The 13,049-nt window shown below is 49.3% G+C and carries 9 protein-coding genes; 6 read left to right on the top strand and 3 right to left on the bottom strand.

From position 1 onward, the window contains the following. A complete protein-coding gene (gene mnmC, locus ACTHR2_RS08775) occupies positions 1 to 1,611 on the top strand; it encodes an FAD-dependent 5-carboxymethylaminomethyl-2-thiouridine(34) oxidoreductase MnmC (protein ID WP_440375626.1) in 1,611 nt (536 codons plus the stop codon). Positions 1,612 to 1,688: 77 nt separating this feature from the next. Here mnmC and ACTHR2_RS08770 read toward each other — a convergent pair whose 3' ends face one another. After that, positions 1,689 to 4,166: a TonB-dependent hemoglobin/transferrin/lactoferrin family receptor gene (locus ACTHR2_RS08770; RefSeq protein ID WP_440374216.1), complete on the bottom strand. Its 2,478-nt coding sequence runs from the start codon at positions 4,164 to 4,166 to the stop codon at positions 1,689 to 1,691. Between the two features lie 174 nt (positions 4,167 to 4,340). After that, on the bottom strand, positions 4,341 to 4,964 hold the full coding sequence (locus ACTHR2_RS08765) for a biliverdin-producing heme oxygenase (RefSeq protein ID WP_314460702.1): 624 nt from the start codon (positions 4,962 to 4,964) through the stop codon (positions 4,341 to 4,343). 413 nt (positions 4,965 to 5,377) lie between these two features. On the opposite strand from ACTHR2_RS08765, the gene ACTHR2_RS08760 reads away from it, so the two are divergent. Genes ACTHR2_RS08760 through ACTHR2_RS08750 form a run of 3 tightly spaced genes read left to right on the top strand, consistent with a single transcriptional unit; the run spans position 5,378 to position 8,864 of the window. After that, positions 5,378 to 6,688: a paraquat-inducible protein A gene (locus ACTHR2_RS08760; RefSeq protein WP_263337600.1), complete on the top strand. Its 1,311-nt coding sequence runs from the start codon at positions 5,378 to 5,380 to the stop codon at positions 6,686 to 6,688. After that, on the top strand, positions 6,685 to 8,346 hold the full coding sequence (gene pqiB / locus ACTHR2_RS08755) for an intermembrane transport protein PqiB (protein ID WP_263337603.1): 1,662 nt from the start codon (positions 6,685 to 6,687) through the stop codon (positions 8,344 to 8,346). Before ACTHR2_RS08760 ends, pqiB begins: the two co-directional genes overlap by 4 nt. After that, positions 8,346 to 8,864, top strand: a complete 519-nt coding sequence (locus ACTHR2_RS08750; protein WP_070646708.1) for a PqiC family protein — start codon at positions 8,346 to 8,348, stop codon at positions 8,862 to 8,864. The genes pqiB and ACTHR2_RS08750 overlap by 1 nt, the downstream gene beginning before the upstream one ends. A 56-nt stretch (positions 8,865 to 8,920) precedes the next feature. On the opposite strand, the gene ACTHR2_RS08745 is transcribed toward ACTHR2_RS08750, so the two are convergent. Continuing rightward, a complete protein-coding gene (locus ACTHR2_RS08745; protein WP_263337606.1) occupies positions 8,921 to 9,631 on the bottom strand; it encodes a GrxB family glutaredoxin in 711 nt (236 codons plus the stop codon). Between the two features lie 87 nt (positions 9,632 to 9,718). Here ACTHR2_RS08745 and ACTHR2_RS08740 point away from each other — a divergent pair, with 87 nt between their 5' ends. Together ACTHR2_RS08740 and ACTHR2_RS08735 are read left to right on the top strand one after the other, a co-directional pair. Beyond that, positions 9,719 to 11,932, top strand: a complete 2,214-nt coding sequence (locus ACTHR2_RS08740; protein WP_263337609.1) for a RelA/SpoT family protein — start codon at positions 9,719 to 9,721, stop codon at positions 11,930 to 11,932. Between the two features lie 198 nt (positions 11,933 to 12,130). Further along, on the top strand, positions 12,131 to 12,925 hold the full coding sequence (locus ACTHR2_RS08735) for a formate/nitrite transporter family protein (protein WP_070825559.1): 795 nt from the start codon (positions 12,131 to 12,133) through the stop codon (positions 12,923 to 12,925). Positions 12,926 to 13,049: the final 124 nt, after the last annotated feature.

Genomic DNA, 13,049 nt, shown 5'->3' with positions numbered 1-13,049 from the left:
ATGACCTGCCTTGCTTGGAACACCACACCCACCCTTGCCGACCTTTGCCACGCGATCGAACAACATACCGCGCCGCTTTATTTGATTGTCTGCCTGCCTGAAAACCATATTCCCGATTTTCCATTATCGAATCATCCCTCCGAGCTTGAAGGCCGTCTGAACAACCTTCTCGTTCAAGCCATGAAATGCCTTCAGTTCAACAGCGTCAACGTTTTAGAAAACCTATTGCCTGATATGCATCTCTGGCTGGTTCCGCTACACCGTGCCGACCACTTACACGAACATTTCCATCATATCGAATGGCAAACCGAAGCCATACCCCAACCCTCCCCTGTTCCTCTAAAACCTTGGTTCAGACGGCCTGAACATCAAGCCGCACCCGAACACGTCCTGATCATCGGCGCAGGCATCGCCGGCGCGGCAACCGCGCGCAAACTGGCGGAGCACGGCGTACGCGTTACGGTTTTGGAGGCAGGCAAAGCGGCGCAGGCAGGCAGCGGCAACCGCCAAGGCTTGCTCTACTCCAAAATCTCGCCACACGATACCGAACAAACCGAGCTGCTGCTGACAGGCTACGGCTACACGCGCCGATTATTGGAAGACTTGCTGCCTGATTCTGACGTATGGGGCGGCGACGGCGTATTGCATTTGAATTTTGACGAAAGCGAACGCAAACGCAATCAAGCCTTGGGTTTGCAACACCAGCATAAACACCTCTACCGCAGCGTATCTGCCGAAGAGGCTGCGCACATTGCAGGCATAGACGTATTTTCAGACGGCCTTTACTGGCCGCAAGGTGTATGGCTGAATCCGCCCACTGTCGTGCATGCCTTATTGAATCATCCGCTGATTGAGTTGCACGAACACTCGCCGCTGACCGCAGTATCGCATGACGGCACACACTGGACGGCACACACGCCAAACGCGCATTTCAATGCCAGCCATATCGTTTACTGCATGGGCGCACACAGCCCGACTGCCGCTGACACCAACGTCTCCGCCCTGCCTTTCCGCCAAATCCGCGGACAAACCGGCGTTGTGTCCGCCAGCCCGTTTTCACAAAAGCTGAATTGCGCCATTTCCGGCGAAAGCTACATCAGCCCAAGCTGGCAAGGCCGCCACTGCTATGGCGCGACATTTGTCCTCAACAGCAACGATGAAACTTGGTATCCGCACGAAGAAACCGAAAACCGTGCCGCTCTGCAACAGCTCAATCCCCCATTGGCACAATCCCTGTTTGAGCAAGATTCGTTTTCAGACGGCCTTCAAGACACGCAAGGCCATGCCGCCCTGCGTTGCGACAGCCTCGACCACTTGCCCGTTGTCGGCGCACTCGGCGACATCGCCGCAATGCAGTCCGCCTACGCCAAACTGGCATTGGACAAAAACTACCGCCTCGACAATATCCCCTGCCCTTACCTGCCCAATGCCTACATCAATACGGCACACGGTACACGCGGACTGGCGACAGCCCCCATCTGCGCCGCCGCCATTGCGGCCGAAATACTCGGCTTGCCGCACCCACTATCGCAAAGACTGAGAACCGCGCTGCACCCCAACCGCGCCATCATCCGCGCGATTGTTCGGCAGCAGCCGTTGTTATCCGTTTAAAGATTTCGTTTTAAATAAAAAAGGCCGTCTGAAAGTCATCAAAACTTTCAGACGGCCTTTAGCTATCCGTTAACTGCTTAGAATTTCCATTCCAGCGATACAGCGTAATTGCGGCCTGGGGCATAGTAGCGTTCCAAGCCCTGGGCTGCTGATTTAGTATCACTTGTGCTTAAAGAGTTAATAGTCGATCTCGGATTGATGCCGCGCAAGCTGTCCCATGTATGGTATTTCCGGTTAAACAGATTATAAACGCCCGCCCGTAAAGTCATACGTTTTACCGGTTTGTAGTAGCCGAATACATCCACAACAGTTGCCGCTTTATTCAACCAACGGAAGTCGATTTTATCGTCACGATACTGCAAGGCAACAGCACAATCATCTGTTTCCTCACCTGTCCAAGGATCGAGCTTATAGCTTGTGCAATAGCTCTTTTGTTCAATTACTTGGGCATCTTTGGCTTTTTTCCTGCCCATATAGCTGACACGGGAGAAAATACCCCAACGCTCATCAGGAGACTCATAATCGAATCCAAGCACCAACTTCAGCGGCTGGATGGACAGCATACTGCCGCGATCGCCGGACAATTTGCCTTTGCTGTAACCCAATGCGCCGGATAATTTGAAACCTTCCGGCACGGGCATTACTTGATGTAGGTTCATCTCGCCTTTAAATTCAATGCCCCTCACCCTTGCTTTATCGATATTAACCATTTGCTGACCGATTTGGGTAAGCGTAGCACCGCAATAGGTCGGATCCGTATAACAAGCATACCAATCACCAGCAAATGGATTGGGAGCTTGGAAGGTATGTTCTTCTTCAAACAGGAAATTGCGGTAACGGGTTTGATACAGGCTGAAATCCAAAGACCCTTTGTCGTTTTTACCATGCAGCGACAATGTTTGATTAAGGCTGCGTTCAGCTTTCAGCGACGGATTCGCTATCCAGTTGCCATACACGCTGGTATAAGTAAAATACATTTCCGATGCTGTCGGCACGCGATGCCCCGTATTGATTTGATAGGCTGCACGCCAAGTATCATTAAAGCGGTAACCCAAGCCTAAAGTACCATTCCATGTATTAAAACTTCTTGCGGCAGGATTGCCATCATTAACACAGGTACTCAAACAAGGCGTATCTGGCTTGAAAGCCTGTGGTTTTACCTTCTCATGGTCGTAGCGCACCCCTGCATTTACAGAGAACTTATCGCCTAAAGCGATTTTATCCTGCAATGAAAAACCGATTTGATCCGTCTTCATAGGACGCATAATGGTGTAATGTTTACGGCCAGTTATATTACCTGTTGAATTAAAATCTAAATCATCATTTACATTTTCAAAGTCGCGACGACTGGCAAAAGTCTTAAAAGATAATCTGTGTTCACCTTTCCACAGTGAAAAAGGCTGGCTGTCCAAACGGAAGGTAATGCGCTTGTATTTGGTATCCATATTCCGCTCGTCTCTATCAGCCATAAAACCGTTGTGATACTGATAACCTGTGCGCCAATCTCCGGTACGAACCATATCGCCTTTATAGTTTATCGCTCCATTGCGGGTCTTCTGATAATCCAAGTCCGTACGTAGCAAAGCAAGAATGGAAGAGGTAGGGGTCCACTCGTGGTTTAGGTTAATATTGGTGCGTTTCTGCACATCGTCTGCCTCCCTCCAATAACTTGTTAGGGAGTAAGTTTTTTCATGAGTGTAATTACTGTTATTTTGTCCGTTAACAGAAAAACCGAAACGGTGCGAATCAGCCGGCTGCCAGCCTAATTTCACCAAATAACTATGGTTATTGTGTTTGGATGGATCAGGATGAATACGCGCTGAGCCACGCTCTGCCTTATCCTGTTTATCCAATTCATCAAAACCTACAAAATCAACGATATCACCGCCCCTGCTTTTCATTTCGTGCCCGTGTCGGCGAGAATACAAAACCACTGCATCAAAAACATTGCCGGCATAGCCGAAACCTGCGGTATTCGCCCACTCTCTGTTTTTACTTGCGTAACCGCTGCGTAGAAGTGCGCCGAAATTTTGTTCCGGCAAAACAATATCCCGTGCATCAAGCGTGCGGTAGTTCACATTACCACCCAAAGAACCGCTGCCGCTTTCAAATGAATCCGCACCTTTCGTAATATCCACACCTTTAACCAACTCGGTATCGATGCTTAAACGGGAATTATTGAAGTTTCCGTAACGCGCATAGAGTGAATTTTCTTCCGAACTGGGCAATGCCACACCGTCGATACTGATACCTACACGGTTATCTTCCACACCGCGCATGGCAAAGCCTTTCATGCGACGACCATCATCAGAAACACCAACATCAGAAGAGTAACGCACCAAATCGCGTGTATCCCGAATCATTTGTTCTTGAATAGTTCTAGCATTTACTCGTTCCACAGTGGTAGCTGCATTGCGCTGACCTTTAACGCGGACTTCTTTTATCTCTGCTTTAACGGGTGTGGTTTCAGTTGCAGCTTCATCTGCTGCTAATACTGGATTGCCAAAAATACTACCGACTAGCACGGCAATAGGGAGCATTTGTAATGGTTTCATATTATCAACTCAAGATGTAATGGATTGTTCATCCATCAGTTAATGCATAAAAAATTTCTGATAATCATTAATGATTAATAAGACAGCAACCCGTTCAAACAAAACTTTGTTGTGTAATTAAAGGCCCCTGCAAACATCTACGCCGAGACCTTGTCTGTTTGATTTAATTATTTTTTAGAGTCTGTGCGGCGTCATACCTTCAGGCGCTTCCGCACCTTCCGGCAGACCGAAGGTTTCGCGCAGAATCACTTTATAGAATTCAAAAGCTTCGCGCGCTCCTTGAATGGCTTCTGCTTCAGCTTCCGGAGTCAAGTTCAAAGCGTTCAGATGCTCGACAAAAGCACGCCAGTGTTTGCCGCGGCCGTTCGGATGAGGAGCCAGGTGGCGTGCGCCGAATTCGCCGTTGTATTCGAGTTTTTGAGCGTGTTTGAACAAGAATGCCGCTCCTAAATTAGAACCTTCGGCGCAATACAGCCAGCCGATGGCTTTATTGCCGGTTTCGTGTGGCAATTCTTTGTCAAATTGGTAAGGCTCTTCGCCCAAGTCTTTCAAGTCTTGAGTTACGGCATCGTAACGCGCCATGTATTCAAGCTCTGGAATGGCTTTGTTCAATTCGGCATCTTTATAGATATGATCGACAGCCTTGTGGAAAACAGATTGAAGTTTCAAGAATTTGATGTAGTTTTCTTTGCTGGAAAAAGGCTGAACGGACATAACCAAGTTATCAACGCTGTCGTGTGTAACTGTGGTTTGCTCTTTTAAGCGTTTGGCGAAAGTCAGCTCTTGTGTTTCACTCATGATGTTTCCTTTGAATTAAGAGACTAATAGTTTCAGATGGTTTCAGACGGCCTTTATGGTTAAAAATCCGTCTAATTTGAAAAGAATCGTTTTAAAAACAAAGAAGATAATTTTTAGCCTGCTTCGGGTTCGTTGACCGTGTACCTTCCACAAATCTACAAGGATTATCGTGTTTTTAAATATTGAGAATATATCTTATTTTTATCCTAATGGCAATAAACCAAACTAAGACCTATTAATAAAATTTAACGGTCCATAGCAATAACCTTCTAAACTCTTTTCAAACTTTTCAGACGGCCTAAACCTTATTAAGCAGCCGCCATTCAATCAAATATCGACCTAAATTTGGGCTATCCTGCTGTTTTCCTTTATAATGCGACACTCTTTGCACCTTCTTTATCCCCTGCCGAACCATGAAACGGATTCCTGCCTACCATCGCTGGTGGCGCTACAAGTCTTATCTTCCTGATGCGACGCTGCCTGCACATACGGTGGAATGCCCTGATTGCGGCTGCCGTATGGATATTCCGCGCCTGCGTCAGGGACAGGAAGCGCATTGTCCGGTGTGCAACCATGAAATTGTAGAGGTGGAAAACAATCCGTATATCGCGCCGATTGCCTATGCGCTGACAACCTTGATTCTGATGGCGTTCGCGTACAATATGGTGTATATCCGCGTCGATTTGTTCGGCGTAACATCGATTTTGTCGCTGCCGCAAATGATGCGGCTTTTGATTTCGCTGGATTATGGTTTTCTGGCGGAAGTGATGTTTATCCTCACCTTTGGTGCGCCTTTACTGTTTTTGCTGCTCTGCCTGTATGTTTATACGGCTTTGATACGCGAAAAGGCCTACCCTGCGCTGCGCTTTGCGACGCGTGTATTGGTTCGGCTGCGTCATTGGATTATGGTGGATGTGTTTTTTATTTCCACTTTGGTGGCGTATATCAAGCTCTCGTCCGTTGCTACAGTGGAATTCGGCTCGGCGTTTTATCTGATGTTTCCGTTGTCGGTCATGCTGATTCGGACTTCGGTATCGATTCCGCAGCATTGGGTTTATTATAAGATTCACCGTTTAACCGGCGGCCATGCGGTTCAGACGGCCGCTGAAGACAAAATCTGTTGCAGCCGCTGCCTGTATTTCCGCGATAAAGACGAGCAACCTTGCGGCGTATGCGGTGCGGACTTATACCGCCGCCGCCCGAAAAGCCTGAGCATTTCGCTGGCGTTTTTAATGGCGGCATTTATCCTATATTTCCCTGCCAACATCCTGCCGATTATGATTTCGTCCAATCCGACGGCTTTGGAGATCAACACGATTTTCAACGGCATTGTTTATATGTGGGACGACGGCGACCGATTGATTGCCGTGATCATCTTTAGTGCCAGTATTATGGTGCCGGTTTTGAAGATTATTGCGATGGCGGTTTTGATTTATTCCGCATACTTCAAACCCGTGATGAGTGCAGACAAGATGTCGGTTTTGTATCGGATTACCGAATCCATCGGCCGCTGGTCGATGATTGATATTTTTGTGATTATTATTTTGATGAGTTCGTTCCACACCAATATGGCGCGCGTCGTGCCCGGGGGGGCGGCGATTTACTTCTGCCTGGTCGTTATTTTGACCATGCTTTCGGCCTATTATTTCGATCCCCGTCTGATTTGGGACAAGCAACAGCAGCTTTCAGACGGCCTTGATTCTGACCAGACCTTAACACAATGAAAAAACACGATTCTTCACCCAATTACCACGCCCCGGCGCGTGTCAAGAAAACCAATGTCTTCACATCTATCGTGTGGCTGATTCCGCTGATTGCGCTGATTGCCGGCGGCTGGCTTTTGGTTAAAGACATCCGCAACCGCGGCCCTGTCGTTACACTGTTGATGGACAGCGCGGAAGGCATCGAAGTCAACAACACCGTTATTAAAGTGTTGAATGTCGATGTCGGACGCGTTACTCGCATCAAATTGCGCGACGACCAAAAAGGTGTGGAAGTCACGGCCCAACTCAGCGCCGATGCCAAAGACCTTATCCGCAGCGATACCCAATTTTGGGTGGTCAAACCGCGTATCGACCAAAGCGGCGTTACTGGATTGGGAACCTTGCTTTCCGGCTCATATATTGCATTTACACCGGGTAAAAGCCAAGAAACCAAAGATGTATTTGTCGTCCAAGATATTCCTCCGATTGCCGCTATCGGTCAAAGCGGTCTGCGCCTGAATTTGATCGGCAAAAACGACCGCATCCTCAACGTCAGCAGCCCGGTTTTGTATGAAAACTTTATGGTCGGCCAAGTAGAAAGCGCGCATTTCGACCCGTCCGACCAAAGCGTGCATTACACCATTTTCATCCAAAGCCCCAACGACAAACTGATTAATTCCGCCAGCCGTTTTTGGCTGGAAAGCGGCATTAATATCGAAACCACAGGCAGCGGTGTCAAACTCAATTCCGCCCCTCTGCCTGCCCTGCTGTCCGGCGCGATTTCCTTTGACTCTCCTAAAACAAGCGACAGCAAGAACGTCAAAAGCGAAGACAACTTCACGCTTTATGACAGCCGCAGCGAAGTCGCCAACCTGCCTGACGACCGCTCGCTGTATTACACTGCGTTTTTCAAACAATCCGTACGCGGCCTGACTGCCGGTTCGCCTGTCGAATACAAAGGCCTGAATGTCGGCGTGGTTTCCGATGTCCCTTATTTCGACCGCAACGACAGCCTGCATTTGTTTGAAAACGGTTGGATTCCCGTACGTATCCGCATCGAGCCTTCCCGTTTGGAAATCAATGCCGACGAGCAAAGCAAAGAACATTGGAAACAACAATTTCAGACGGCCTTAAACAAAGGCCTGACCGCCACCATCTCCAGCAACAACCTGCTGACCGGCAGCAAAATGATTGAGTTGAACGATCAGCCTTCCGCCTTGCCTAAGCTGCGACCGCATACCGTTTATGCAGGCGATACCGTTATCGCAACCCAAGGCGGCGGTTTGGACGATTTGCAGGCAAAAGTAGCCGACTTGTTAGACAAGTTCAATAACCTGCCATTGGATAAAACCGTTGCCGGCTTGAACGGTTCGCTTGCCGAGCTCAAGTCCACACTCAAATCTGCCAATGCCGCCCTAAGCTCCATCGATAAACTGGTCGGCAAACCGCAGACACAAAACATTCCGAACGAGTTGAACCAAACTCTGAAAGAGTTGCGTCAAACCCTGCAAGGCGTATCGCCTCAATCGCCTATCTACGGCGACGTACAAAATACGCTGCAAAGTTTGGACAAAACCTTAAAAGACGTTCAACCCGTGATTAATACTTTGAAAGAAAAACCCAACGCGCTGATTTTCAACAGCAGCAGCAAAGACCCTATCCCGAAAGGAAGCCGATGATGCGCCTCTTCCCGATTGCCGCCGCCCTGACGCTTGCCGCCTGCGGTACTGCGCAAAGCACACAATATTTCGTTCTGCCCGACAGCCAGTACATCCGACCTGCTGCGCATGGCAACGAAATCGCGGTCAAAGTCAACCTTGCCGAACCGCTTGCCAACGGCGGCCTCGTTTACCAAACCGATGCCTATCATGTGAATCTGGCGAAAAACCACCTTTGGGCGGCGCCGCTCGATGGCGCGTTGGCAGCAAACCTCAGCAACAAGCTCAACCGCCTCAATCCGCATCGCACCTTCGTGCCTGCTTCACGCAGCCAAAGCAGCCAAACCCTGAAAGTCTATATCGAAGCCTTCCAAGGCAGCTATCAGGGACAGACCACCATCAGCGGTTATGCACAATGGCCGGACGGACGCAGCAAACCGTTTAACGCCGTCACGCCGCAACAAGGCGATGGCTATACCGCCATGCTCGAATCGTTGGAAAACGGTTTGTCACAGGTTGCCGATACGATTGCCTATTAAACCAAAAGGCCGTCTGAAAAACTTTCAGACGGCCTTTTTCATGTTTCAAACATTCATTACAACGCGCGGTCAAAATACAAAGCCACGCCGGAACACTCGCTCATCGCCAACAAATAATCCATCAACTTTTGCGGCCATTGAATACCGCGCACAACGGTCAGGTTGCGCAAAATAGGGAAAGTCAGGATATCTTCAAAACTGATTTCACCGCCCAAGCCCTCGCCTTCGCACACCAGCGCTTCCAGCTCTGCCAAGTCTTGATGCAGACGCTCCAGATATTGTACCGTTTTATTCAGATTAGTATCGAAATTGCCGATACTTTTCTCTTTTTTATCGATAAAGTATTTTTTCGCTTCATCGGTCTCAAATTCAGGCAAGCCGATTTTGACCATGCGCGGCTGTACCAATTTGTTATTGTATTCGCCCACTTTATCCAACCAAGCCTGAACTTCTGGACGAACTTCTTCTTTCAGACGGCCTTGATCGATGTAACGGACAATATCCAAACTTTCGCCCATAAACGAACCGTCTTCTTTTTGCAAAATCGGCACTTGTTTTGAGCCAATCATGCCAATAGGCGTAGCTTCGTCATCATTTGCCAAGACAACTTCTTCCACCGCCACATCACGCAAGCCGAAAATCATCCGCGCACGGACGCAAAACGGGCAATGGTCGTAAATATACAGTTTCATCGAAATGCTCCTTAAAATTTCAAAACGGTTAACCATAACACCCAAGGCTGTCTGAAACAAGGCTTCCTGAAACATAGTGCCACATTCGCATACAAATCTAGGGCTGTCGGCAATAAACTGTTACAATGGCAACGTTTTTATCAAAAAGAAAAAACGCACGCCATGACCATTATTCGCCAAACGCCCCAAACATCGAGTGCAACGCTGGAAGGCCTCCTCGCTTGGTTCGACGGCTATGTTGCCGCGCTGCCCGATTCCGATAAAAACCTGATTCAGACGGCCTTTGACTTAGCTAAAGAACATTATCCTGCCGATGCCCTAACGACTTACGGCGAGCCATTGCTGGAACATTTCCTCGGCTCGATGCAAATCGTCAGCGAACTCGACCTCTTGCCCGATGCCGTGGCCGCTACGATTTTGTCCGATATTGGCAAATACGTTCCCACATGGCAAGAATTGGTTGCCGAACGCTGCAACAGCACCGTTTGCGAGCTGGTCAAAGGCGTGGACGAAGTACAAAAATTGACCCAATTCGCACGCGTGGACAGCCTTGCCACGCAGGAAGAGCGCGCCCAACAAGCCGAAACCATGCGTAAAATGCTGTTGGCGATGGTTACCGACATCCGCGTCGTCCTGATCAAACTGGCGATGCGCACACGCACCCTCCAATTCTTAAGCAACGTTCCCGACAATCCTGAAAAACGCGCCGTTGCCAAAGAAACCCTCGACATTTTTGCCCCGCTCGCCAACCGCTTGGGCGTGTGGCAACTCAAATGGCAGCTCGAAGATTTGGGCTTCCGTCATCAAGAACCGGAAAAATACCGCGAAATCGCCCTGCTTTTGGACGAAAAACGCACTGAGCGCCTCGAATACATCGAAAACTTCCTCAATATCCTGCGTACGGAACTGAAAAAATACAATATTCATTTTGAAGTTGCCGGAAGACCGAAGCACATCTACTCCATTTACAAAAAAATGGTGAAGAAAAAGCTCACTTTCGACGGCTTGTTTGATATCCGCGCCGTACGGATTTTGGTGGACACCATTCCCGAGTGTTATACCACCTTGGGCATTGTCCACAGCCTTTGGCAGCCGATTCCGGGCGAGTTCGACGACTATATTGCCAACCCGAAAGGCAACGGCTATAAAAGTTTGCACACCGTCATCGTCGGCCCGGAAGACAAAGGCGTGGAAGTCCAAATACGTACCTTCGATATGCACCAATTCAACGAATTCGGTGTTGCCGCCCACTGGCGTTATAAAGAAGGTGGTAAGGGTGATTCCGCCTACGAACAGAAAATCGCCTGGTTGCGCCAACTCTTGGACTGGCGCGAAAACATGGCCGAAAGCGGCAAAGAAGACCTTGCCGCCGCCTTTAAAACCGAGCTGTTTAACGATACGATTTATGTTTTGACCCCGCACGGCAAAGTCCTCTCCCTGCCTACGGGCGCCACCCCCATCGACTTTGCCTATGCCCTGCACAGCAGCGTGGGCGACCGTTGTCGCGGTGCAAAAGTCGAAGGACAAATCGTACCACTGTCAACGCCGTTGGAAAACGGACAACGCGTTGAAATCATTACCGCCAAAGAGGGAAATCCTTCCGTCAACTGGCTCTACGAAGGCTGGGTCAAATCCAACCGCGCCATCAGCAAAATCCGTGCCTATATCCGCCAGCAAAACGCAGATACCGTGCGCGAAGAAGGCCGCGCCCAGTTGGACAAACAGTTGTCAAAAATCTTCCCCAAACCCAATCTGCAAGCATTGGCGGAAAAACTCGGCTTCAAAAAAACCGACGAACTCTATACGGCCATCGGTCAGGGCGAAGTTTCCAACCGCGCCATCCACAAAGCCTGCGGCGCGCTGAATGAACCGCCTCCCGTCCCGATTGATGAAACCAATATCGTCAAGCAGTCCAAAATCAAAAAAGGCGGCAAAAATGGCATTTTGATTGACGGCGAAGACGGCCTGATGACCACGCTTGCCAAATGCTGCAAACCAGCACCTCCTGACGACATTATCGGTTTCGTTACACGCGACCGCGGTATTTCCGTCCATCGCTACACCTGCCCTTCTTTCCGTCACCTTGCCGAGCAGGCTCCGGAAAAAGTGTTAAATGCAAGCTGGGCAGCCTTGCAAGAAGGACAAGTGTTTGCCGTCGATGTTGAAATCCGCGCTCAAGACCGCTCCGGTTTGCTGCGCGATGTTTCGGATGCGCTGGCACGTCATAAACTCAACGTTACCGCGGTGCAAACCCAATCACGCGATTTGGAAGCCAGCATGCGCTTTACCCTTGAAGTCCGCCAAGTCAACGACCTGCCGCGCGTATTAGCCAGTCTGGGCGACATCAAAGGCGTTTTAAGCGTAACGCGCTTATAATTCCCATTCCCCCATCTAAAGGCCGTCTGAAAGTATTGCTTTCAGACGGCCTTTCACACATCAGCTGCCAATATATAACCTACGCTTCTATCCTTACAATCAGCCGTTATTTCCTGTCCGCCATATTCTCAGGCAAACTCGCCATCCGTATGATAAAGAAAGATATTTTTATTCTTATATTAACCTTAAGGAAACTTCATGGATACACGAGACCTGTTCCCTCATGAAATTTTGCAGGACGCCATCGGCAAGAGTTGCGCCAAATCTGAATTCAGCATCAAAATGTTGGTGATTTTGAGTTTCTTAGGCGGCGGTTATGTCGGCTTCGGCTATCTTGCCTGCCTGCGCGTCATCAGCGGCATTCCAGCCGAATGGAACGGCCTGGCCGCCCTTTTGGGCGCATCCGTGTTCCCTATCGCACTGATTTGTATCTTAATCGGCGGCGGCGAGTTGGCAACAGGCAATATGATGATTATGGCTTTGGGCAGATTGACCGGCCGCGTCAGCACCCACAAACTGGTGCGCAACTGGCTGATTGTCAGCTTGGGCAATCTGGCAGGCGCCGTTGCCATGGCCTATTTTCTCGGCCACTACGTCGGCCTTGCCGAAGGGCCGGCCGCAGCGAAAACCATTGCCATTGCCGAAGCCAAAGTCAATATGGACTTCGGCCGCGCATTCGTTTCTGCCATCGCATGTAACTGGATGGTGTGTATGGGCATCTGGTTTTACTTCGGCGCACGCCATACTTCAGGACGAATCTTAGCCATGTGGTTCCCGGTTATGATCTTCGTATTAATCGGCTTTCAACATTTTGTTGCCAATATGTTCATCATTCCGGCCGGCATTTGGGCGGGCGCAAACGTCAGCTGGGGTCAATTTTTCTATAACATGATTCCCGTTTTCTTAGGCAACGTCCTGGGCGGGTCATCCTTTGTCGCAGCCTCTTATCTCTTTGCTTACAAACACTTACTAAAAGACGATTTTTCTATTTAATGTAGTCTTTTTTTCTAAAAACCCCGTATCTGCCCGACACAGATACGGGGTTTCTGCACAGGGCCGTCTGAAAGTCCAAGTCGTTTAATTACTTTTTCTCTTTAATCCCCAAAAAACATCAGGA

Origin of the sequence: Neisseria sp. P0006.S004, assembly GCF_051963015.1 — a bacterium.
Taxonomy (GTDB): domain Bacteria; phylum Pseudomonadota; class Gammaproteobacteria; order Burkholderiales; family Neisseriaceae; genus Neisseria.
This window is presented reverse-complemented; position numbering and strand designations above follow the sequence as displayed.